Here is a 21220-nt window from a genome sequence, read left to right as displayed (position 1 = left end):
TCAATTGAAAGAGCTTTAAGCTATAGTGTATAAGTTACGAAAATTTTAAAAAAGGAGGTAACGAAATAATGAACCAAATAAAGCATATTTTATCTTCTTTATTTGAACCTTTAACAAAAATTGAGACATATGAGAACCTTGTCTCAAAAATTATAATGATTTTGATTTATATCATTGTTGCACTCATCGTTATTGCGATTTTAAATAAAGTGATTGAACAAGCTTTTAAAATACAAAATAAAAGTAAAAAAGGAAGTAAAAAACGTTCAAAAACGCTTATATCACTTGTACAAAACGTAGTAAAATATATTGTATGGTTTATCGTACTTACAACCATTTTAAGCAAATTTGGTATTAGTGTTGAAGGTGTTATCGCCAGTGCTGGTGTCGTTGGTGTAGCAGTAGGTTTCGGTGCGCAAACAATTGTTAAAGATATCATTACTGGTTTCTTTATTATCTTTGAGAATCAGTTTGATGTGGGTGACTATGTTAAAATCAATAGCGGCGGAACAACTGTAGCAGAAGGTACAGTTAAATCTATTGGGTTAAGATCAACACGTATTAATACGATTTCTGGTGAGTTAACTATTTTGCCAAATGGCAGTATGGGTGAAATCACCAATTTCTCTATTACAAACGGCACTTCGATTGTGCAACTTCCAGTCTCAGTTGATGAGAATTTGGATCAAGTTGAGAAGAAATTAAATAAATTATTCACGTCATTACGCAGTAAATACTATTTATTTGTTAGTGACCCAGTGGTCGATGGTATCGATGCAATTGAGAACAATAAAGCAATCATTCGTGTTTCTGCAGAGACGATTCCAGGAGAAGGTGCTTCAGGTGCCCGTATTATTAGAAAAGAAGCGCAAAGAATGTTTGTGCAAGAGGGCATACGTATGCCTCAACCGCTATTTACACAGTACGATGAGGCTCAAAGTAAAGACTAGTTATCATTGGAGGTAATTTCATGACGTCAAATTACGGAATAAATGATATAGTAGAAATGAAAAAACAACATGCATGTGGAACGAATCGCTTCAAAATCATAAGAATGGGTGCTGATATTAGAATTAAATGTGAAAATTGTCAGCGTAGTATTATGATTCCACGTCAAACGTTTAATAAAAAATTGAAAAAAGTTCTTGAATCTCATCAAGACAAAGAAAGTTAGGAGAATGATTAATGGCTTTAACAGCAGGTATCGTAGGTTTACCTAACGTAGGTAAATCTACCCTATTTAATGCAATTACTAAAGCTGGTGCGTTAGCAGCGAACTACCCATTTGCTACGATTGATCCAAATGTAGGTATCGTAGAAGTACCAGATTCACGTTTACTTAAATTAGAAGAAATGGTACAACCTAAAAAAACTATCCCTACAACATTTGAATTCACTGATATTGCAGGTATCGTTAAGGGTGCCTCTAAAGGTGAAGGGTTAGGTAACAAATTCTTATCACATATTCGTGAAGTAGATGCGATTTGCCAAGTTGTTCGTGCATTTGATGACGAGAATGTGACGCACGTTTCTGGAAGAGTAAATCCATTAGATGATATCGAAGTCATCAATATGGAATTAGTATTAGCTGATTTAGAATCAGTTGATAAACGCTTACCTAAGATTGAAAAAATGGCACGTCAAAAAGATAAAACAGCAGAGATGGAATTACGTATTCTTACTAAAATTAAAGAAGCTTTAGAAGATGGTAAACCTGTTAGAAGTATTGATTTCAATGAAGATGATCAAAAATGGGTAAATCAAGCTCAATTATTAACTTCTAAAAAAATGTTATATATCGCTAATGTGGGCGAGGATGAAATTGGCGATGAAGACAACGATAAAGTAAAAGCAATTCGTGAATATGCTGAGAAAGAAGATTCTGAAGTTATCGTGATTAGTGCCAAAATTGAAGAAGAAATTGCGACACTCGATGATGAAGATAAAGAAATGTTCCTAGAAGATTTAGGTATTGAAGAACCAGGTCTAGATCGACTCATAAGAACTACTTATGACTTATTAGGCTTGTCAACTTACTTTACTGCAGGTGTTCAAGAAGTACGTGCATGGACATTTAGACAAGGTATGACAGCCCCACAATGTGCAGGTATTATCCATACCGATTTTGAACGTGGATTTATTCGTGCCGAGGTTACAAGTTACGATGATTATGTAGAGTATGGTGGCGAAAACGGTGCTAAAGAAGCGGGTAAACAACGTTTAGAAGGTAAAGATTACATTATGAAAGACGGAGATATCGTACATTTCCGCTTTAATGTATAATTTAATAGATTTTTATAGAGGTTGGGACATAAGCAATTGTCTCAACCTTCTTTAACATATTGGCAGTAGATGTCTGAATTGAAAGTGCGCTTATATCAAGCTTCTTTCAATCCTAGCCATCCTTGCCGGCGGGGCCCCAACACAGAGAATTTCTTTTTAAGAAATTCTACAATCAATGAAAGTTGGGAGAGGGACAACGAAAATAATTTTGATAAATTACATTTCTGTCTCACTCCCAAACTGTCGACAAAGTCTTTGATTTTGTGGGCAGTTTTTTATTTATGTGAATATTTTCTTAGAGGGCCTGTCAATTCGAGGTCTTGATAGATCAACTTGTTTAAAAAAGAAGCAATGGCGTTCAAATTAGAGTTTGTAGTGACTCAGAATCTAAATGCCATTGCTTATATATTTGAAATTCCAATTCTTTAAAAAAATGGAATGACTTCGCTTGCTTCTATAATATCTTGTGTACTGAAAAATTGCTTGCCTTCACCGGTATAAGCTGGTTCAAGAACCAAATTTGCCTTAGCACAATAAAGCCATTCAGGGTGAATACCACAATTTAAGATATCTTGAAATTCTTGGAACTCTTTATTCCAATCTAAATTTAATTGCATGCTAAACACCTCAACCACATTATAGAACGAACGTTCGTAAAAGTGAAGTGTTTTTGTTCGTTATTGTTCGCTTTTTAAGATGTGAACCAAGAAGCATCTACGTTACTGTCGATATAGTTAGCATCAACATTTTGATTTAATTCTGGTGAATAGTAGCTATCAGTATATTGCCATAACACTTTTTCTCGATTAGGTTCTTCGGCTTGATATGAAGCCATCCAATAGCCATCATATGAACTTACAGCATTTGCAACATGATTGATCATAAAGTTTTCATACGAATAGTAGAGTATTTTTTTATTTCCTGCAAGTTTTCTCATTTCATCTGCCCAAGCTTTTGTTGCTGTTTCATCATCACCATTTGTCACTGTTTGTTGTTCGTAGTCATTGACATAGAATTCAGCTTTTGGAGCACGATTGTGTAATGTTCTTGCTTCGTAACGTGCGTCTGCAGCATTTTCATACATACTGTAAGAATAAACGCCAAATTTCATATTGTTTTTGTCTAATAAGTTAGAGTTGTGTTCTAAAGACTGATCAACATATTCTGAACCATACTGGCCGCGAATGATAATGAAATCATAATTTTGTTTTAATTTTTTGACTTGAGCATCAGTTAGATTACCCTGCCATTCAGAAATATCTAGAACTCTTTCGCCATTATCAGTGACAGCTGCTCTAGATTTTGTTGAGAATGTTGAACGATTTTGTGTTGCATTACTTTTTTGATTAGGATGTTTCTTTATGTATTGTTGGTAGCCATACCCCATTGTTCCTTTTTCGCTTGTTGACTGATTATTTGAGGATTCTTTAGCATGTGCATTTACTATTCCTAGACTTGTTGCTAATACTGAAAATGAAATTACCGAGTAAGTGACTTTCTTAAACATAAATGTGCTCCTTTGTGTGAGAATTTAGAAATTACACGCAATTGTATGTAAAATGTAATTTTTATACTATTACAATTAAACTCACCTCGCAACAACGTATCTAACACGATTTACTATTGTGAAAAATAAGGTTACACGGAATATAAAACATTTGTAATTCAATAAATTGTATGTGTTTTGATCGAGAATTGGATGAAGGGGGTCTAAGGGGAGTCTTATTTTTATAGCAACTGTTTGTTTCTTTGTATGGTGCTAGATTTTGAATTTATTTTGAAGGATGAGCTTTAGAATATTTATTGTAAAAAGTAATACTCTATGCTATAATTCTTGATTGTGAGTAATGAAAATTATTCCTTGCTTATCACATAAGTGTTGATAAGCCGCATAGACCACAAGGAGGTGCAAATAAACTATGAGAACATATGAAATTATGTATATCGTACGTCCTAATATTGAAGAAGATGCTAAAAAAGCTTTAGTTGAGCGTTTCAACGGTATCTTAGCTTCAGAAGGATCAGAAGTTTTAGAAGAAAAAGACTGGGGCAAACGTCGCCTAGCTTACGAAATCAATGATTTCAAAGAAGGCTTCTATAACATCGTACGTATTAAAACAGATAACAATAAAGCTACTGACGAATTCCAACGTTTAGCTAAAATTAATGACGATATCATTCGTTACATCGTTATCCGCGAAGACCAAGATAAGTAATAATTAGACGGGGGCGTTTAAATGTTAAATAGAGTTGTATTAGTAGGTCGTCTAACGAAAGATCCAGAATACAGAACCACTCCCTCAGGCGTAAGTGTAGCGACATTTACTCTAGCAGTTAATCGTACTTTCACGAATGCTCAAGGGGAACGCGAAGCTGATTTCATTAATTGTGTTGTCTTCAGAAGACAAGCTGAAAATGTTAATAACTACTTATCTAAAGGTAGCTTAGCTGGCGTTGATGGTCGCATACAATCGCGTAGTTATGAAAATCAAGAAGGTCGTCGTATCTTTGTTACTGAAGTTGTGTGTGATAGTGTTCAATTCCTTGAACCTAAGAACTCACAACAAGGTGGCCAACGTTCACAAAACAACGATTTCCAAGACTATGGTCAAGGATTCGGTGGTCAACAATCAGGACAAAATACGTCATACAATAACAATAATTCATCAAAATCTAATCAATCTGATAATCCATTTGCAAATGCGAATGGTCCAATTGACATTAGTGATGATGATTTACCATTCTAATAACGAACGTATAAAAACGAAAAAATAGTCAAAGGAGGCAGTTAACCATGGCAGGTGGACCAAGAAGAGGCGGACGTCGTCGTAAAAAAGTTTGCTATTTCACAGCAAATGGTATTACACATATCGACTATAAAGACACTGAATTATTAAAACGTTTTATCTCAGAACGCGGTAAAATCTTACCACGTCGTGTAACAGGCACTTCAGCTAAATATCAACGTATGTTGACTACAGCAATCAAACGTGCTCGTCATATGGCATTATTACCATATGTTAAAGAAGAACAATAATATATCGTTTATTGTTAAACCCCGTAGGCTCAAGGCTTACGGGGTTATTTTTTGTGCTTTGGGAATATGGAGATAGGGCAGAAAAAAGGCATGAGGTGAAAGGTTATAGAGATGTAGACATAAAAAAAGAGACAACCGTAAGTTAAGTGCTAACGAGTTTTTACATTTATTAACGAATTCAGCAGTTGGTGATGAGACTGAAACGAAAGAAGTTGTCGTCAAATGTGGTGAATATAAAGAAAATCCACAGAATGGTAAAGTACAGTTAGTCTATAATGAACAGGTTGAGCTTATAGGAGTTCCTATTAAGCCTAGTGATCGCTTTTGTGCTAGGTATATGCTCGTCAAATAGCATAAATTATTTATAGATAGGCAAGAAATTACAACCCGTAATTTCGAAGTTAATGTTTGTGAATGGGATGGCGATGAAGAAGAACAACAGCAAGTAATTGATACTGTCGGAGAGGAACACCCTAATAGACCTTTCATTATTGGTAATGTTCCTTTGGAAGATTAAGAAAGGTATATAGGATTGTGTCTAAATTGACTAGTAAGATAAGCATTGAAGATATGTTCAATAGAGCAATGGCGATAAAAAGATATACAGTTTTGTACTATGATGATTTTATGAGTGATGAAGAAAAAGAAATATGGAAGACCCTACATGATTTTCAGAAAGCTAGTATTATATTGCCATTTAATCTAATGTTAGTACGTAAAAACGTTGATAGAAGAATAGTGCCATCTATAAAATTGAATGATAACAGAATATTTATATATCCGAATAGATAATCACCAAAGTTATTTACTGATAAAGTAGATTTAAATTTAGCGACACCAATATTTATTGATAGTACCGGTCAAGATGATGAAAAGAATAAGAAAGATTTAGAGAAGTTGAGTAAGAAATGTCCAAATGAAGAGTTTCATATTGATAATTAGGTAGATGTAAGTGATAATATTAAACAAGCGCCAAACCATATAGGCTTGGCGTTTTTATAATATAGATGCTGTCATGACTGATATACTATATCAACTAAATTATCAGTTTGAATTTTTCTTCTTTTTATATTTGATAACGGAGTTTTTCTTTTGATGTTTTCCTTTGTATATATTGTGTATAACTATTAATGTTCCAAACGATGAAGTTAACAATAAATTGATAATTAGAAAATTAGATTGTTTCATTTTAGAATTAAGATTACTTACCTCGCAAGAAAATTTATTTTCTTCAAAGTGCTTTTTTACACATTTTACAGTTGTATCTTTCTCTGATTTATTTTGTTCGCTTATTTGATCCAGAGTATATCCAGTGCTTAATAATGTTAATGTTATAGGGATTATAGTTATGAAAAATTGGACAATATTGTTATTAAATGTTTTAAATATACCATCGTCTTTTTTAAAGTCCTCTTGATAAAGCCATGTTAATAAAGCGCTTGTAACTATAATTACTATGAAAATTGCAAGTGTAGTGTTTTTAATATTTAAACCAAGTAAAAATAAAAGTATTGATAAAACCAAGAATGGTAAAAACAATACTAACGATATTGCATAAATCAAATGACTGTTTTGAGCCCAGTATTTAGGTACACCTTTAATAATACCAGTAAATTTTAAGAATATTGGATTTAAATTACTTTTTCTCATAAATGCCTCCTTAATTGTCGATGGATATTATTAATTTCATTAAACTATTATATAAACAATAATGCTAATATATGCTTGTTTCAATAAAATAAGCAACTGACAAGTATTCAGGTAGGCTAATAATTGTTGATGACGTTCCGTTGGAGGATTAATGATGAAAATGAGAAGCACTAACTATTCATTCGGTTGAGTAGTTAGTGCTTTTCTGATGTTAAAAGCCCCAAATTAGAGGTGGATCTGCTTCATAGTCTTTTTTATTTAAATTTTCTTTCTTAATAATATCATTAGGTGTTAATTTATCCTTAGCATTTTTTTCTTTAAAAAGTTTACCTACGCCATCTGTGTCATATCCTACGTCTCCAGTAAACTGATGATTATCTGCACTTGATATATAGGCCTCAAACTCTAAAGTTTTATCATCATTAATATAACCATCAATAAAGTATCCTTTCATAGGACTCTTTTTGAAGTTGTTAATTTTCATAGTTTGATAATTTTTTAGATTATGTTTGAAGTATAAATCTATACGCTTTTCTTGTTTCGTAATGTAATTCTCCTTTTTATTTTTGTGCAAAGTATGCCCTCCTAATCCTATAAGTGTTAATATCAATATAAGAATTATAATTTTTGCTTTCATCGTCCACCTCTTGTTTTTAAAATATTAAGGAGTATTTTATTATGAAATTTTCTGACGAACTGTCATTTAAAGTTGCTGATGATTCTTATAAAGATTTGAAAAAGGGTCGTGTATATGACTTGAGTGGTCAGAATTTCAAGGTCATTGAAAAGCGCGATGCTAAACAAAATGGTTTGAAAGTCTATGCACTTACACTAGTTGTGAATGGTGAAGTAGACACTAATCATATTTATATGGGCTAAGCTAGAAGAGATTTTAAAAGTATACGAGATTTGTTTACAGATTTACAACTTGCTTTTTATAATAACACATCTAATTATAAAATTAATAAAAGACACAGTGATTTAGATAATACTACTATAAACGAAGAGCAATAATATATCGTTTATTGTTAAACCCCGTAGGCATAGGCTTATGGGGTTATTTTTGTGCTTTAAAAATTAGTTTTGGTGTCTAAAATCATTGATCTTCATCAAATGTAATTCTAAGTATGTTAAGTTATTAAATGTGAGCGAAATTATAAAGAGGAGCTTAAAATGGAATATAATTTGAAAAAGGTTTTAAAGAATCTGTTTATTAACTTAATTATTACTTTTGTCATTGCATTTATAATCAATTACTTTGGAATTAATTCAGATAAACATGGTTGGTTTGCGAATATTATTGATAAGATTAATTTTATACATATTTTTGGTAATAAAACTGCGAATGCTGTAGTAATTGTAGGTTTAGCTATAACAATTTTTGAACTTATACACGATGTGTTCTTTGATGATGAAGATGAAGACGAAGAAGATAGTAAGAAGAACTAGATGTTGAACAATGTAGTTATCTTGAATGTTTTTAGGATTAACATGTCTGGTTAGAAGCGTCTTCACTCAAGTTAAATTAGGATAAGCAACGATAAAAAGCTAAGATAATACGTTTATTATGTTTGAAACGTACTATCTTAGCTTTTCATTTTAAATGAATGGGTTACATTCTTATATCAACATTATCTAAATGCTTTTGATATTCTTTAACTTTACTTTCTAAGAACATTTGATAGGGTGCATCGAAGAAATCAGCTAAACGTAGAGCATCTTTAAATTTAGGTTCGTGGTAATGATTTTCCCATTCCCAAATTTGATGTGCTTCATAATGCGTTCCATACTTCTCGTTTAATTGTTGTGCTAATTCCTCTATTTCTAAATGTTTTTTAGTTCTTAAGTTATATAAAATATGTAAATTCATACATAACATCTCCTATTCGTGTTGAAATAATCTAGATGTATCGTTCTGATGTAATTTTATTCTATTATTATAAAATAAGACTTTCAAGTTAAAGTATTTTGAATATGTGTCATTATTGTAAAATTTAGGGTATCTTTCTAAAAACAAGAGATTTTGAGGTGTAATTGATGAAAATTTTTGATGCTCATTTTCATATGATTAATTTTGATTATCCAGTTAAAGAAAATAATGGCTATTTGCCGCCTGAATTTAAAGAGAAAGATTATAAAGTATGGCAAGAAGATCTCAACATTATAGGAGGGGCGATTGTTTCTGGATCATTTCAAGAGTTTGACCAAGAGTATTTAATACATGCACTCGAAACATTAAATGGTCAGTTTGTAGGTACAACCCAATTGCCTATATCTACTCCTGACGAAGTGATAAAAAAGTTAAATGAACTTGGGATTAGAGGTGTAAGATTTAACGTAAAGAGGGGAGGTTCTGAAGATTTAAAACATCTTAAGTCCTTTGCGCATCGTGTTTATAATTTAGTGGGATGGCATACTGAACTCTATATAGAATCCAAAAAGTTAAATGAAATAAAGGAAATATTATTAGAATTGCCACTTGTTTCAATAGATCATTTAGGCCTTACAAATGAAGGGTTCGAAGATTTAAAAGAATTAGTTGAACAAGGCGTGTATGTTAAAGCAACTGGTTTTGGAAGAATTGAAGTCGAACCAATTCAAACGATGAGAGAATTAATGGATATTAACCCAGACGTGCTCATGTTTGGTACGGATTTACCATCTACTCGTGCGAAACGTCCTTTTAATAAATCAGATATTGAATTAATTAAAAAACATTTTTCCGAGGAGGAACAACAGAAAATATTCTATAAAAACGCGATGAGATTTTACAGAATTAATGAAATTTAGTAATGCTGTTTATGACGTTTAGAATCTAATTTAGATAGAATATTTGAAAGAATTGTACTTATAAGGATGATGCAGATAAGCGTTGAAAAAATATAAACTTGCTTACTTTTAATGTTAAAACCAATTTCAAAATCTCCATGTAAATGGCCTTTAATGAAAAAGTTTAACGTCATCATCGCTAATATTCCAATTATAGATAAGAAACTTAATATATGCATAATTTTACTTGCTAGCGTAAGTTTAGTGTTTTTATGATTCATAGAAAATACCTACTTTTTTATAGTTAGTAAATAGATTGTGCTAAATTCACAGATTATAGCTTATCATATTAAATGTCTTAATTATAACTACACAATTTCAATTTTGGAGTAAAGTTATCATTCTTAAATGATTTAAGTTTGTCTACAAGTTCTGTATATATGATGAGGCTGGGACAACGTGAATAATTTTGCTAAATTATATTTCTGTTTCACTTCCAGTTTTTGTGAGGATTAAGAAATTAATAAATGATTTAGTTTTAAACTTGAATAAAAATTTTTATCAAAATTGTTTAATGATTTTTAACTAAGGGTAACACTTACTAATAGGTAAACAATCTTAAAATAAAGGAGATAATAATTATGTTTGGATTAATAGGTATGATTATTGTCGGTGGTATCATTGGTTGGATTGCCGGCTTAATTATGGGTAAAGACATTCCAGGTGGAATTTTAGGAAATATTATTGCTGGTATCGTAGGTTCATGGGTCGGTACTGCAATTCTTGGACACTGGGGTCCACAATTAGGTAAAATTCACATTTTCCCAGCACTAATCGGTTCAATTATTTTAATCTTCATTGTTTCATTAATTCTTAGATTATTTAAAAAGAAATAATGAGTCGATGTAAATAAAGTTTTGAGGGAGGTTATATTTCCCTCTAAATGTAGATGTCTCAAAAAGATTTAGAGTAATAATCTTTTTGGGGCATTTTTTGATTTATACAAAGGTTTTTTCTATATATGGTATATTCTTTGACATAAAAAGAGGATGGCGCTGGGTTACGCCATCCAGGAGTATTATGTTCATGAATATAAAAGACTTTGTAGTTACTACTAACTACATTCTTATAATATCATGGTTTACATTTATCTGACAATAAAAAAATTTTTGTTCATTTTCTTTCTAAATCTATTTTCAATTATAACGCCTTTAAACGATGAGTTGTTTATGGATATTTTAAACAATAAATCTAAGTATCTACTTGAGGGAAGTCTGAGGAAGGTCTTACATAATAGCTAATTGTATGTGATAATGGAATATAAAATGACATCTAGGAGGTTGCGTATGGAAGGTTTATTTACATTTATTATTATCACATTACTTATTATTATTGTTCCAGGGCCAGATTTTATAATTGTGATGAAGAATACTATTAATTCCAGTAAAATGAATGGCTTCATGTCAGCATTTGGAATTACAACTGGGCATATTCTATATTCTTCTTTAGCGATTTTTGGCATTATATACATATTGACAAGTTTATACTACGTATTTTTAATTATTAAGATATTAGGTGCTTGTTATCTTATTTATTTAGGTATTCAAAGTATTAGAAGTGCACACAGTTCAGTGAATTTTAGTAAAGAAGCATTGATAGATGTACGTAATGTAAGTTATTTAACATCTTATAGACAAGGATTTCTGAGTACAAGTCTCAATCCTAAAGCGATACTATTTTATGTAAGTATTTTGCCTCAATTTCTCTCACAAGGCGGAATTGAAGTGAAATCAGAAGTAGCATTACTATCTTTATCAGTAGTGCTTGTAACATGTTTATGGTTCTTATTCTGTGTATTTATATTTCAATATATTAAATTATTATTTAGTAAGCCTAAATTTAAAGCAGTTTTTGACTATATCGTTGGATTCGTATTGATTGGCCTATCTATCAATTTATTATTAAGTAAAAGTAGTTAATCGTACTTAAGTAAGGTGTATTAAATATGAATATTTTTCTTGTAAGACATGGGGAATCCCAATCAAATTATGATAATCAACATGGGAACCCATATTTTTGTGGTCAATTAGACGTTCCTTTAACTGAAAAAGGAATGCAAAGTGCTCAAGATTTAGTAAGTTATTTTGCTGATAAAAAGATAGAACATGTATATGTTTCAGATTTACTTAGAACCCAACAAACCTATGAAAGAATATTCCCTTATAATATTCCTACGACATTCACAAAATCATTAAGAGAACGTTCGTTAGGTGTTTTCGAAGGGAAAAATAAGCAAGAAGTCAGCGAAGACAAGGAATATGAGAGATATTTTAATGATCCGGAGTTTAAGGATTTTAGACATAGTTTTATACAGAAGGCACCTAATGGAGAAAGCTATCAGGATGTATATGAACGTATTGCGCGTTTCTTTGAAAGTGAAATTCATAAGGATAGTGACAATATAGTGATTATCGCTCATCAAGTTGTAATAAGGTGTATATTTGTTTATTTGGGGCAACTCACTAAAGAAGAAGCTTTAGAATTAAATATTGATAATTGTCATCCTTACTTAATTGAGAAATAAAAAGAAAGTGAATGGAGTAGTTAATGTAACTTGCATCCATTCACTTTTTTTAATGAAATAAGACGTCCGGATGTGGCTGGAACCACGAAATTGATTCTAGTAAATTATATTTCTGTCCCACTACCATAGTGTTGAGACTTGGGATAACCTATAAAAAGTGTCATAAATGTGCTGAGTAATATAAGTAGCACAGTTAGGATAGCAATAAGACCTACAGGGACAATTCCGGCTGCAAATGCCACGATAATAAAAAGACCATACATCATTACTGCAAACATTTGAAGAATAGCTGATATGATTCTACAAATTAAGTTATTAAAAAATCCTAATATCAATGCCGGCAAAGCCATAGCGATGTTAGTAAGTACAGCTAACCATATTTCCCATGGATGATCGTAACTCATTGTGTTAGGGCCAGAAGGGTATTTAGCCATAACAAGAACCATTGCTACTGTTGATAAGATTGCTAAGATTATAAAACTTATGCGTAGCTTCATCAAGTCACTCCTATTTAAGTTTTTAAAAGTTTATAATTATGTAAATGAAGTTAGTCACTCTTAGTGTGAAGTAAATTGATAGCGCTGTCAAAAGTATTAAAAAAACTTCTATTTGATGCATCAATGAACATCAAATAGAAGCTAGTGTTGTTTACTTCTTATTTATCGAATACTTCTGTGTCGATACCTTTCTTTTTAAGGAAGTCTTTAATTTTATCTTGTTGTTTTTTATTCACATCGCCCGCATATTTAGTTGGAACATCAACAACATTGATAGTGTTTTGAGGTTGGTAATTTAATTCCTCAATATCTTCATCAACATTGGCGATTGTACTATTCAACGCATTGAAATAATTGATAATTCGTTGCGTAGGATCTTTATATTCTTTAGGAATTTTGTTGTTTTTCACGAACTTTTTAAAGTGTAGGTCATTTTTAACAGCTAAATTAGAAAGCTCACTTAGTTTATTAGCTTGATCTTTTGTTATTTTAGGACTACTATCACTTTGTTTATCCAACTTGTGTTGCATCACGTATTTATTATCTAATACGTCGTTGTTAACTTGTAGGTATTTTTTTAGAGCGCTTTTCATTTCAGAGTCGCTAATATTTTGTCCTTTTTTATTTGATGAGAAAATATCTTTTTCTTTAATGTTTTTAGCGCTTTTAGGTGCGTGTGCACTACTATGATCATTTTGGTTATTATCATCTTCACTATTATTGGAACAGGCTGCAAGTGTTAATGAAAGTGCTAATAATAAACTCACAATTACTCTCTTTTTCATAGAATTGAGAAACTCCTTTTTTACATCACTCATATTAAGTATATACATTTTATTGTTATTACACACGTAATAGAATATCATTTATGAAAAAATATTTGAACGTTTTAGAACTACATTTGAACGTGAGATATGGCTACTTTGTGGCTGTGCTTTATAACAAACCTTTTGGCATATCGTTTTTTAGTATCTACCACCAAGAGTGATAAATGTATAAAAAAACAGAGTCTTAAGTGATTAAGACTCTGTCCATGTGAAGATATTATGATAGGTATATATTTAAAACTTAATTTCTAATAATATAATCAAATGCGTTCAACGCTGCGTTAGCGCCAGCGCCCATTGAAATGATGATTTGTTTGTTTTTCTGGTCTGTTACGTCTCCTGCTGCGAATACACCAGGAAGGCTTGTAGCGTTATCACGATCGATAACGACTTCGCCACGTCCATTTAACTCAACTGCATCTTGTAACCATGCAGTATTTGGGACTAAGCCGATTTGAACAAAGATTCCATCAAGGTTGACTACTTGTGTTTCGCCAGTATTTAAATCCTCATAACTAATACCAGTTACGTGGTCTTCGCCGATAACCTCTGTAGTTCTAGCATTCGTTTTGATGTCGACGTTTTCCAATGAACGTAAACGATCTTGTAAAACATTATCTGCTTTTAATTCAGAAGAATATTCAAATAATGTTACGTGCTTAACAATACCAGCTAAATCAATAGCTGCTTCGACACCAGAGTTACCGCCACCGATAACTGCTACGTCTTTGTTTTCAAATAGAGGGCCGTCACAGTGAGGGCAGAATGCTACACCTTTATTGATAAGGCGATCTTCTCCAGGAATATTAAGTTTACGCCAACTTGCACCTGTAGAGATAATCACAGTCTTACTTTCTAATACAGCATCATTCTCTAAAGTGACTTTGATTGCTGAGTCTGTCTTTTCGATATTAGTGGCACGAATACCAGTCATTGTATCAATGTCATATTGTGAAATATGATCAGCAAGATTAGATGAGAACTCTGAACCTGTTGTTTCTTTAACAGTAATGAAGTTTTCAATGCCAGCTGTATCATTCACTTGGCCACCAATTCTATCAGCAACGATGCCTGTTCTTAAACCTTTACGAGCAGTGTAAATGGCAGCACTACCACTTGCTGGGCCACCGCCTACGATGAGTACATCATAAGGGTCTTTATCATTAAATTCAGAAGCATCTTGTGTGCTTCCTAATTTCGTTAAGATATCTTGAATAGTCATACGACCATTACCAAATTCTTGTCCATCTAAAAAGACAGCTGGAACTGCCATAATGTCTTCAGATTCTTCGCGGAATACTGCGCCATCAATCATTGTATGAGTAATATTAGGGTTAATAACACTCATTAAGTTTAATGCTTGAACAACGTCAGGGCATTTTTGGCAAGTTAAACTAACGAAAGTTTCGAAATGGAAGGGACCTTCGAGGCCTTTGATTTGGTCAATAACAGATTGTTTTTCTTTAGGGGCACGACCACTTACTTGTAAAATTGCTAATACAAGAGAGTTGAATTCGTGACCTAAAGGAATACCTGCAAACGTGATGCCAGTTTCTTCACCTGGGCGGTTTACTGAGAAACTTGGTGTACGTTTTAAATCCTTTTCAGTTACCGTGATGCGAGCTGACATTCCAGCAATTTCATCTAGTAACTCTTTAAGTTCTTTTGATTTATCATCTGAGCCAAGGCTAGCGACGAATTCAACGTCGCCTTCCATTAGCTCTAATAGTTGTTGTAATTGTTGCTTTAAATCAGCATTAAGCATGTTTTAATGCCTCCTTAGATTTTACCTACTAAGTCTAAACCAGGTTGTAATGATTCAGAACCTTCTTCCCATTTTGCTGGGCAAACTTCACCTGGATGTTGACGTACGTATTGAGCTGCTTTGATTTTGTTTACTAATGTACTAGCGTCACGACCGATACCGTCAGCGTTGATTTCAGCTGCTTGAACTACACCATCTGGGTCGATGATGAATGTACCACGTTGAGCTAAACCAGCTTCTTCATCTAATACATCGAAGTTACGAGTGATTGTTTGAGATGGGTCGCCAATCATTTTATATTGAATTTTACTGATTGCATCTGAATGATCGTGCCAAGCTTTGTGTACGAAGTGAGTATCAGTTGATACTGAGAATACGTTAACACCTAACTCTTGTAATTTTTCGTATTGATTTTGTAAATCTTCTAATTCTGTAGGACATACGAAAGAGAAGTCAGCAGGATAGAAGCATACGACGCTCCATGAACCTTTAAAATCTTCTTGTGAAACTTCTTTAAACTCATCATTTTTTGGATCATAAGCTTGCGCTGTGAATGGTAAGATTTCTTTGTTAATTAAAGACATAGGTAAATACCTCCTGAAATTTTTAAGTATAAGCTAGAATTACATAACAATAATTGTTTGTTTATAATAATTCTAATCTCTTGTTAAGTATTATCACATCTCGACTTTAAATAGTCAACTTTAGAAACTTTTTAATTGAGAAAATGAAATTAGAGTAGCTTTGAATAGCGTCAAAAGAAAGTTATTCAATATTAAGCGTATCTCAAATAGAAATGGTAAATTACCTGGTATATTGAGTTTTTATTTTGACCTTTCATATTGTAAATAGCACATATCATTCTCAACTAAACATGTTTTATTGATAATAGAGTGTAATTTTATTACATCTATATCTTAATGATAACATCTGAGCTATAAATTTTCTTTTACGACCGTTTATATAAATAAAACAGAGATTAATCCAGAGTCGTATCACTCATTCTGAATTAATCTCTGTTTATTTTGTTGATTATTTACTAACTGTGAACTCAACCGTACCAATACCACTATATTCTGCTCGATAAGTTCCAAATTCTAATTTAAGTGGTGAGATAAATGTGCCGGAAGATATCATTTGCCCTTTTTTCAATTGTTTACCATGTGAGTGTAACTTTTTGATAAGCCAATGCACTGCATGAACAGGGTTCCCTAACACTTCTGATGAAGATCCTGTAGCAATTAATTCATTATCTTTGTATAAATTTAAATCCACATTTGCGAATGCATCTATATCAAGAGGGGTTACGCTTTCGCCTACAACAATCATACCAGTCGCAGTGTTGTCAGAAATTAAATCGCCCAACGTGAAATTCGGGAACCAATTCTTATATCTAGCATCTGGGATTTCAATACCAGCAGCAATTTGAGTATTTAAAACAATGGTTTGCAAATCAGCATCATAAGGTAAGTCTTCCTTCACTATAAACATAATTTCTGGTTCTAATAATGGAGAAAATAATGAAGAAAGTGATACTGAGTCACCATTTTTTAAAATATTATTAGATAAAATTGTTCCATATGCTGGTTCATTTGTATTGGCGATAGCTTGTGTTGTCTTACTCGTCATACTCACCTTATAGCCAGCAACGTAGGTATTGTCTTTAAATTTTAATTGTTCGAGTAAATCATCTTGGTTTAGATATGCTTCTTCTTCACTAATTTGATAAGATTCGCTAACGAAATCGATAGGTCTTCTACTTCTATATGCTTTAAAAAGGGCGTTAGAAATATTTTTGTTGGGTTGTGTCATGATATCTCTCCTTAAAATATCTGAAAATTACTACTATTATGATAACTTTTAAACGAAGTGTGTGCAAATAGATTTAAAAGTTTCATATTTAGGGTATAAAATGGTATCCAACGATGAAGATATATTTTATTAGGAGTGAATTTTGTGTCAGATTATGTTTACGATTTAATGCGAAAGCATCATTCAGTAAGAAAGTTCAAAGAAAGTCCGCTTAGCGATGACGCAGTGAAGAAGATAGTGGAAGCTGGTCAATCAGCATCAACGTCAAGTTATCTTCAAACGTATTCAATCATTGGTATTGATGATCCTAAAATCAAAGAAGATTTAAAAGAAGTTTCTGGTCAACCGTATGTTGTAGATAATGGGTACTTATTTGTATTTGTTTTAGATTATTATCGTCATAGTCTTGTAAATGAAAACGCTGAATCAGATATGAGTATTTCTTTTTCATCAGCAGAAGGCTTGCTAGTCGGCTCTATAGATGTCGCACTTGTTTCTGAAAACATGGCTGTAGCTGCTGAAGATATGGGATATGGCATCGTTTATTTAGGTTCTCTACGTAATGATGTGGCGCGTGTACGTGAAATTTTAGACTTACCTGATTATACCTTCCCTCTATTTGGTATGGCAGTAGGTGAACCTGCTGAGGATGAGAATGGTGCGCCGAAACCAAGATTACCGTTTGAACACATTTTCCATAAAAATAGCTACGACGCAAGTAATGATAAACAACGTCGTGAATTAGAAGCGTATGATCAAATTGTAAGTGACTATTATAAGGAACGTACAAATGGGGAGCGTACTGAAACATGGTCCGAACAAATTGAGCAATTCTTAAGTAGTAAAACACGACCTGATATGTTAGACCAATTGCATAAAGCTGGATTCATCAAAAAATAATTCATAATTGGAAAAAAGCCTATAAATGAACTTTCAAACCCGAATTCATTTATAGGCTATAATTTTAGGATTTTTAACTTATTTTCTGTAGCTTATTCCTATTATTTGGTATATCTACTGAATAACAATTGGTTTGTAAAATATTTTTCTGCATCTATCGTATGCTTGATTTTACCTGTACTTTGTAACCATAATTGTAAGTCATTATAGAAGTCTGAACTCATAGACAAATCATTAGTAAAACATTTAGCTGTTGCTTCAATGGTGTCTTTATTTAATTTATTATTAATATCTGTTTGGGTGTAATCTGCATATATATTGATGGCATCTTCTAAATTATTGTTGATATATTGTATAGCTTTTTGAATGACCTTAATAAACTTTTTGAGTTTCTGGTTGTCTGTTTCTAACTTATCAGGTGTAGTAATAAAAATTAATTGACAAAAGTCTGGGACATTGTAATCTTTTAAAGCAAAATAATCTACATTCAATCCTGCATTTCTCGCTTCAAGTATTTCGAAATTCTCAAAAATGAGTGTAGCTGCATCTGCCTTGTCATTTAACAATGCATCAGTATGATAAAAGCTATTGTTTATAGGGACGATATCTCCTACATTATACATGCCTCCATCAGCTTCAATCATAGTTTTAGCAATTGCTATACCTCCTGATCCAGGAGCACCCGGATATTGAAGACGTTTGCCAATTAAGTCTTTAGGTGATTGAATACCTTTGTCTTTGTTGTACATCACACCGCCATTTGTATGTAGATATCGAGCGAAGCCAACTACATTTTCATTCATCGCTTTATATTCAACAAGATGGATAGGCTCAGTAATCGCGATATCCATTGAACCATTTTCAATTTCTTCTAAAGCATCAAAATGTTGTTCAGGTTCAATCATTTCAATTTCTAAGTTTTGCTCGCTAAACCAACCTTTTTCCATTCCTAAAATTAAAGGCAAATGATCAGGATTTAAGAACCATTCTAAACCGACTACTAATTTTTCCATAAAAAAATTCCTCCAACAAACAAATTTTCGTAAAAAAGTGAATTTGAAAGAAATAAAAAATATATTTCACTTTCCTACGCTGGTACTAACCAACAGGTTCAAGGGTTGAAAGGGTACCTTTCTCTCAGCATGCAACATGCACCCCTAGTGATTTGTTATACCTAACTTCTAACATAGCATAGTTATAAAAACGCGTATATAAATGATGAATTAATCGAAGAAGAGCGTAACAGTTTAAATAGAGTATTAATTTATAATGAAGTATTTGAATCGTTGATTTTCTGGACAAAGACAGTTGTATAGTAGTTGATAACTCAATCTTATTTCTAAAGTTAAATAAAAACGCCACAAACTCCTTAAATAAGAAGCTTGTGAGGCATATGATAGATAATGGAACCATATACTTATTCGTTTAAAATTCATTTTAATAAAAATTAACTAGATGATAATTCTCCGTAATGGTTAGATTCAAATGTGTCTTTATCCCAATTTTTAGTTAAGCGTGCAGTACCTGTTCCGGCTAAAATTGAATCATTCACATTTAATGCGGTACGTCCCATATCAATTAAAGGTTCGATAGAAATAAGTACACCTGCAAGTGCGACAGGTAAGTTTAATGTAGATAATACTAAAATTGATGCAAATGTTGCACCGCCACCTACACCTGCGACACCAAATGAACTAATAATCACTACAGCAATCAGTGTAATGATGAATTGGAAATCGATATGGACATGTGCGACAGGCGCGACCATGATTGCTAGCATAGCTGGGTAGATTCCAGCGCAACCGTTTTGTCCAATTGATAATCCAAATGTTGCAGAGAAGTTAGCAATACCTTCTGGAACACCTAAACGTTGCGTTTGAGTTTGAATATTTAAAGGTAGGGCTCCTGCGCTTGAACGAGAAGTGAATGCAAAGATCAATACTTCTAACGTTTTCTTAACATATCTAACTGGATTAATACCTAATACACTTAAAATGATTAAGTGAATCACATACATCGTTATTAATGCTGCATAAGAAGCGAGTAGGAATTTTCCTAAAGTCCAAATCGCTCCAAAGTCACTTGTGGCAAGTGTAGAAGCCATAATTGCTAAGATGCCATAAGGCGTTAAACGTAAAACGAAAGTGACGATAGCCATTACAATGTCATATACAGCTTCAATACCACGTTTTAATAAATTACCGTGTTCAGGCTGTTTGCGCGCTACACGTAAGTATGCGAAACCAACGAAAGTTGCGAAGATCACAACAGCGATAGTTGAAGTGGTACGTTGACCTGTAAAGTCTAAGAATGGATTGCTTGGTAATAATTCAAGAATTTGTTGTGGCAATGTATTAGCAGTTAAATCTTTAGCTTGCTTACTAATTTCTGAGCCACGTGAATGCTCAGCACTTCCTAAATCGATCGATGAAGCGTCTAGACCGAAAATCAATGCATAGATAATGCCGACAATGGCTGCAATCGCTACGGTTCCAATTAAAAACATAAAAATAAAGGTACCGATTTTCGCAAATTTATCCCCAATTTGGATTTTACTAAATGCTGCTACAATAGATACAAAAATAAGTGGCATGACAATCATTTGTAATAAAGCAACATAACCGTCCCCAATAATGCTAAACCAATCTGAAGTTTGTTTTAATACTTTTGATTCTGCTCCGAAGATAAGATGTAAAGCTATTCCCAAAACGATTCCAATACCTAAAGCGCTAAATACACGTTTAGGGAATGAAATATGCTTCCTAGCCATTATGTTTAACATAATAATGAAAATAATTAACACTACTACGTTAATCATAGTGAAAAGTGCCTCCATATCGTAAACGCTCCTTTGTTGTATAAAATATAGTATTCCGACATATGTAATAAGGATATTACTAGAAAATAACAAATTCAAGATAGTTATAGTGATTTTATGAAATGAAATAACAAAATATTATCTCGGTAAAATTAATGGAAGGCATGCTTGTACACGTGGGTATATGAAATATAGGGAGGGAAAATAGAAATAAAAAAACACTTAAATGAGTAGTTGCATTTTACACATACTCAATTAAGTGTTGAGAAGTTTGTTTC

General features: G+C 32.5%; 26 protein-coding genes, 1 pseudogene and 1 riboswitch. Of the genes and pseudogenes, 14 read left to right on the top strand and 13 right to left on the bottom strand.

Annotated elements, in window-relative coordinates; genetic code table 11:
- Positions 1-68: 68 nt before the first annotated feature.
- Genes JMUB898_RS12380 through ychF form a run of 3 tightly spaced genes read left to right on the top strand, consistent with a single transcriptional unit; the run spans position 69 to position 2283 of the window.
- Entirely contained in the window at positions 69-950 is an 882-nt protein-coding gene (locus tag JMUB898_RS12380; protein WP_002445133.1) for a mechanosensitive ion channel family protein, read from the top strand.
- 20 nt (positions 951-970) lie between these two features.
- Positions 971-1174: a DUF951 domain-containing protein gene (locus tag JMUB898_RS12375; RefSeq protein WP_002445134.1), complete on the top strand. Its 204-nt coding sequence runs from the start codon at positions 971-973 to the stop codon at positions 1172-1174.
- Positions 1175-1185: 11 nt separating this feature from the next.
- Positions 1186-2283 (top strand): redox-regulated ATPase YchF, encoded by a 1098-nt coding sequence (gene ychF, locus JMUB898_RS12370; protein WP_002445137.1) that lies wholly within the window; start codon positions 1186-1188, stop codon positions 2281-2283.
- A gap of 425 nt (positions 2284-2708) precedes the next feature.
- Here ychF and JMUB898_RS12365 read toward each other — a convergent pair whose 3' ends face one another.
- A complete protein-coding gene (locus tag JMUB898_RS12365) occupies positions 2709-2900 on the bottom strand; it encodes a hypothetical protein (protein WP_002445142.1) in 192 nt (63 codons plus the stop codon).
- A 74-nt stretch (positions 2901-2974) separates the two neighbouring features.
- On the bottom strand, positions 2975-3790 hold the full coding sequence (locus JMUB898_RS12360) for a GH25 family lysozyme (protein ID WP_002445144.1): 816 nt from the start codon (positions 3788-3790) through the stop codon (positions 2975-2977).
- Between the two features lie 412 nt (positions 3791-4202).
- Between JMUB898_RS12360 and rpsF the strand changes: the two genes are divergently transcribed.
- From rpsF to JMUB898_RS12820, 4 genes and pseudogenes are all read left to right on the top strand, one after another.
- A complete protein-coding gene (gene rpsF / locus JMUB898_RS12355) occupies positions 4203-4499 on the top strand; it encodes a 30S ribosomal protein S6 (protein ID WP_002445146.1) in 297 nt (98 codons plus the stop codon).
- Between the two features lie 21 nt (positions 4500-4520).
- Positions 4521-5030, top strand: a complete 510-nt coding sequence (ssb, locus tag JMUB898_RS12350; protein ID WP_002445148.1) for a single-stranded DNA-binding protein — start codon at positions 4521-4523, stop codon at positions 5028-5030.
- A 47-nt stretch (positions 5031-5077) separates the two neighbouring features.
- The gene (gene rpsR, locus JMUB898_RS12345) at positions 5078-5320 is read left to right on the top strand and encodes a 30S ribosomal protein S18 (RefSeq protein WP_001831354.1); all 243 of its coding nucleotides are present in this window, start codon (positions 5078-5080) and stop codon (positions 5318-5320) included.
- Positions 5321-5450: 130 nt separating this feature from the next.
- A pseudogene (locus JMUB898_RS12820) lies at positions 5451-5837 on the top strand (terminase small subunit); the annotation flags it as partial.
- A 527-nt stretch (positions 5838-6364) separates the two neighbouring features.
- Here the strand turns inward: JMUB898_RS12820 and JMUB898_RS12330 are convergent.
- Complete coding sequence (locus tag JMUB898_RS12330) at positions 6365-6970, bottom strand: hypothetical protein (protein ID WP_002445153.1); 606 nt, start codon at positions 6968-6970, stop codon at positions 6365-6367.
- A 211-nt stretch (positions 6971-7181) separates the two neighbouring features.
- Complete coding sequence (locus tag JMUB898_RS12325; RefSeq protein ID WP_002445155.1) at positions 7182-7607, bottom strand: DUF1433 domain-containing protein; 426 nt, start codon at positions 7605-7607, stop codon at positions 7182-7184.
- Between the two features lie 41 nt (positions 7608-7648).
- Between JMUB898_RS12325 and JMUB898_RS12810 the strand changes: the two genes are divergently transcribed.
- Positions 7649-7849, top strand: coding sequence for a hypothetical protein (locus JMUB898_RS12810; protein ID WP_002445158.1), 201 nt, complete (start codon positions 7649-7651; stop codon positions 7847-7849).
- 294 nt (positions 7850-8143) lie between these two features.
- Complete coding sequence (locus tag JMUB898_RS12315; protein WP_002445159.1) at positions 8144-8419, top strand: hypothetical protein; 276 nt, start codon at positions 8144-8146, stop codon at positions 8417-8419.
- A 163-nt stretch (positions 8420-8582) separates the two neighbouring features.
- Here JMUB898_RS12315 and JMUB898_RS12310 read toward each other — a convergent pair whose 3' ends face one another.
- Positions 8583-8840: a helix-turn-helix domain-containing protein gene (locus JMUB898_RS12310; RefSeq protein WP_002445161.1), complete on the bottom strand. Its 258-nt coding sequence runs from the start codon at positions 8838-8840 to the stop codon at positions 8583-8585.
- Between the two features lie 167 nt (positions 8841-9007).
- Between JMUB898_RS12310 and JMUB898_RS12305 the strand changes: the two genes are divergently transcribed.
- Positions 9008-9760, top strand: a complete 753-nt coding sequence (locus JMUB898_RS12305) for an amidohydrolase family protein (protein WP_002445163.1) — start codon at positions 9008-9010, stop codon at positions 9758-9760.
- On the opposite strand, the gene JMUB898_RS12300 is transcribed toward JMUB898_RS12305, so the two are convergent.
- A complete protein-coding gene (locus JMUB898_RS12300) occupies positions 9757-10020 on the bottom strand; it encodes a hypothetical protein (RefSeq protein WP_002445166.1) in 264 nt (87 codons plus the stop codon). The genes JMUB898_RS12305 and JMUB898_RS12300 overlap by 4 nt on opposite strands.
- Before the next feature lie 360 nt (positions 10021-10380).
- Between JMUB898_RS12300 and JMUB898_RS12295 the strand changes: the two genes are divergently transcribed.
- From JMUB898_RS12295 to JMUB898_RS12285, 3 genes are all read left to right on the top strand, one after another.
- Complete coding sequence (locus JMUB898_RS12295) at positions 10381-10635, top strand: GlsB/YeaQ/YmgE family stress response membrane protein (RefSeq protein ID WP_002445168.1); 255 nt, start codon at positions 10381-10383, stop codon at positions 10633-10635.
- 450 nt (positions 10636-11085) lie between these two features.
- A complete protein-coding gene (locus JMUB898_RS12290) occupies positions 11086-11718 on the top strand; it encodes a LysE family translocator (protein ID WP_037541789.1) in 633 nt (210 codons plus the stop codon).
- Between the two features lie 26 nt (positions 11719-11744).
- Positions 11745-12323, top strand: coding sequence for a histidine phosphatase family protein (locus JMUB898_RS12285; protein ID WP_002445172.1), 579 nt, complete (start codon positions 11745-11747; stop codon positions 12321-12323).
- A 104-nt stretch (positions 12324-12427) separates the two neighbouring features.
- Here the strand turns inward: JMUB898_RS12285 and JMUB898_RS12280 are convergent, their stop codons facing one another.
- The 5 genes from JMUB898_RS12280 to JMUB898_RS12260 all read right to left on the bottom strand — a co-directional run bounded on the left by JMUB898_RS12280 (position 12428) and on the right by JMUB898_RS12260 (position 17224).
- A complete protein-coding gene (locus tag JMUB898_RS12280; protein WP_002445174.1) occupies positions 12428-12820 on the bottom strand; it encodes a hypothetical protein in 393 nt (130 codons plus the stop codon).
- A gap of 158 nt (positions 12821-12978) precedes the next feature.
- Complete coding sequence (locus tag JMUB898_RS12275; RefSeq protein WP_037541790.1) at positions 12979-13605, bottom strand: NDxxF motif lipoprotein; 627 nt, start codon at positions 13603-13605, stop codon at positions 12979-12981.
- Positions 13606-13888: 283 nt separating this feature from the next.
- Positions 13889-15412, bottom strand: coding sequence for an alkyl hydroperoxide reductase subunit F (gene ahpF, locus JMUB898_RS12270; protein WP_002445176.1), 1524 nt, complete (start codon positions 15410-15412; stop codon positions 13889-13891).
- Positions 15413-15426: 14 nt separating this feature from the next.
- A complete protein-coding gene (ahpC, locus tag JMUB898_RS12265) occupies positions 15427-15996 on the bottom strand; it encodes an alkyl hydroperoxide reductase subunit C (RefSeq protein ID WP_002445177.1) in 570 nt (189 codons plus the stop codon).
- A gap of 448 nt (positions 15997-16444) precedes the next feature.
- The gene (locus tag JMUB898_RS12260) at positions 16445-17224 is read right to left on the bottom strand and encodes a 2-keto-4-pentenoate hydratase (protein ID WP_002445178.1); all 780 of its coding nucleotides are present in this window, start codon (positions 17222-17224) and stop codon (positions 16445-16447) included.
- Positions 17225-17368: 144 nt separating this feature from the next.
- Between JMUB898_RS12260 and nfsA the strand changes: the two genes are divergently transcribed.
- Positions 17369-18124 carry an oxygen-insensitive NADPH nitroreductase gene (nfsA, locus tag JMUB898_RS12255; protein WP_037541791.1) on the top strand — a complete coding sequence of 252 codons (756 nt, stop codon included), beginning with the start codon at positions 17369-17371 and terminating at the stop codon, positions 18122-18124.
- A 101-nt stretch (positions 18125-18225) separates the two neighbouring features.
- Here nfsA and JMUB898_RS12250 read toward each other — a convergent pair whose 3' ends face one another.
- Together JMUB898_RS12250 and JMUB898_RS12245 are read right to left on the bottom strand one after the other, a co-directional pair.
- Positions 18226-19137 carry an ABC transporter substrate-binding protein gene (locus tag JMUB898_RS12250; RefSeq protein ID WP_002445182.1) on the bottom strand — a complete coding sequence of 304 codons (912 nt, stop codon included), beginning with the start codon at positions 19135-19137 and terminating at the stop codon, positions 18226-18228.
- A 54-nt stretch (positions 19138-19191) separates the two neighbouring features.
- A riboswitch (TPP riboswitch) is annotated at positions 19192-19293 on the bottom strand.
- Between the two features lie 278 nt (positions 19294-19571).
- Positions 19572-20960 (bottom strand): L-cystine transporter, encoded by a 1389-nt coding sequence (locus JMUB898_RS12245; protein WP_002445184.1) that lies wholly within the window; start codon positions 20958-20960, stop codon positions 19572-19574.
- Positions 20961-21220: the final 260 nt, after the last annotated feature.

The sequence above is a fragment of the Staphylococcus caprae genome, assembly GCF_003966625.1.
Taxonomy (GTDB): Bacteria; Bacillota; Bacilli; order Staphylococcales; family Staphylococcaceae; genus Staphylococcus; species Staphylococcus caprae.
The sequence above is the reverse complement of the archived record's forward strand: the minus strand, read 5'-3'. Positions and strand labels throughout refer to the sequence as shown.

Excerpts from the sequence above, each read along its gene's own strand:
- JMUB898_RS12380 (WP_002445133.1), top strand. The coding sequence starts at position 69 with ATGAACCAAATAAAGCATATTTTATCTTCTTTATTTGAACCTTTAACA.
- JMUB898_RS12375 (WP_002445134.1), top strand. The coding sequence starts at position 971 with ATGACGTCAAATTACGGAATAAATGATATAGTAGAAATGAAAAAACAA.
- ychF (WP_002445137.1), top strand. The coding sequence starts at position 1,186 with ATGGCTTTAACAGCAGGTATCGTAGGTTTACCTAACGTAGGTAAATCT.
- JMUB898_RS12365 (WP_002445142.1), bottom strand. The coding sequence starts at position 2,900 with ATGCAATTAAATTTAGATTGGAATAAAGAGTTCCAAGAATTTCAAGAT.
- JMUB898_RS12360 (WP_002445144.1), bottom strand. The coding sequence starts at position 3,790 with ATGTTTAAGAAAGTCACTTACTCGGTAATTTCATTTTCAGTATTAGCA.
- rpsF (WP_002445146.1), top strand. The coding sequence starts at position 4,203 with ATGAGAACATATGAAATTATGTATATCGTACGTCCTAATATTGAAGAA.
- ssb (WP_002445148.1), top strand. The coding sequence starts at position 4,521 with ATGTTAAATAGAGTTGTATTAGTAGGTCGTCTAACGAAAGATCCAGAA.
- rpsR (WP_001831354.1), top strand. The coding sequence starts at position 5,078 with ATGGCAGGTGGACCAAGAAGAGGCGGACGTCGTCGTAAAAAAGTTTGC.
- JMUB898_RS12330 (WP_002445153.1), bottom strand. The coding sequence starts at position 6,970 with ATGAGAAAAAGTAATTTAAATCCAATATTCTTAAAATTTACTGGTATT.
- JMUB898_RS12325 (WP_002445155.1), bottom strand. The coding sequence starts at position 7,607 with ATGAAAGCAAAAATTATAATTCTTATATTGATATTAACACTTATAGGA.
- JMUB898_RS12810 (WP_002445158.1), top strand. The coding sequence starts at position 7,649 with ATGAAATTTTCTGACGAACTGTCATTTAAAGTTGCTGATGATTCTTAT.
- JMUB898_RS12315 (WP_002445159.1), top strand. The coding sequence starts at position 8,144 with ATGGAATATAATTTGAAAAAGGTTTTAAAGAATCTGTTTATTAACTTA.
- JMUB898_RS12310 (WP_002445161.1), bottom strand. The coding sequence starts at position 8,840 with ATGAATTTACATATTTTATATAACTTAAGAACTAAAAAACATTTAGAA.
- JMUB898_RS12305 (WP_002445163.1), top strand. The coding sequence starts at position 9,008 with ATGAAAATTTTTGATGCTCATTTTCATATGATTAATTTTGATTATCCA.
- JMUB898_RS12300 (WP_002445166.1), bottom strand. The coding sequence starts at position 10,020 with ATGAATCATAAAAACACTAAACTTACGCTAGCAAGTAAAATTATGCAT.
- JMUB898_RS12295 (WP_002445168.1), top strand. The coding sequence starts at position 10,381 with ATGTTTGGATTAATAGGTATGATTATTGTCGGTGGTATCATTGGTTGG.
- JMUB898_RS12290 (WP_037541789.1), top strand. The coding sequence starts at position 11,086 with ATGGAAGGTTTATTTACATTTATTATTATCACATTACTTATTATTATT.
- JMUB898_RS12285 (WP_002445172.1), top strand. The coding sequence starts at position 11,745 with ATGAATATTTTTCTTGTAAGACATGGGGAATCCCAATCAAATTATGAT.
- JMUB898_RS12280 (WP_002445174.1), bottom strand. The coding sequence starts at position 12,820 with ATGAAGCTACGCATAAGTTTTATAATCTTAGCAATCTTATCAACAGTA.
- JMUB898_RS12275 (WP_037541790.1), bottom strand. The coding sequence starts at position 13,605 with ATGAAAAAGAGAGTAATTGTGAGTTTATTATTAGCACTTTCATTAACA.
- ahpF (WP_002445176.1), bottom strand. The coding sequence starts at position 15,412 with ATGCTTAATGCTGATTTAAAGCAACAATTACAACAACTATTAGAGCTA.
- ahpC (WP_002445177.1), bottom strand. The coding sequence starts at position 15,996 with ATGTCTTTAATTAACAAAGAAATCTTACCATTCACAGCGCAAGCTTAT.
- JMUB898_RS12260 (WP_002445178.1), bottom strand. The coding sequence starts at position 17,224 with ATGACACAACCCAACAAAAATATTTCTAACGCCCTTTTTAAAGCATAT.
- JMUB898_RS12250 (WP_002445182.1), bottom strand. The coding sequence starts at position 19,137 with ATGGAAAAATTAGTAGTCGGTTTAGAATGGTTCTTAAATCCTGATCAT.
- JMUB898_RS12245 (WP_002445184.1), bottom strand. The coding sequence starts at position 20,960 with ATGGAGGCACTTTTCACTATGATTAACGTAGTAGTGTTAATTATTTTC.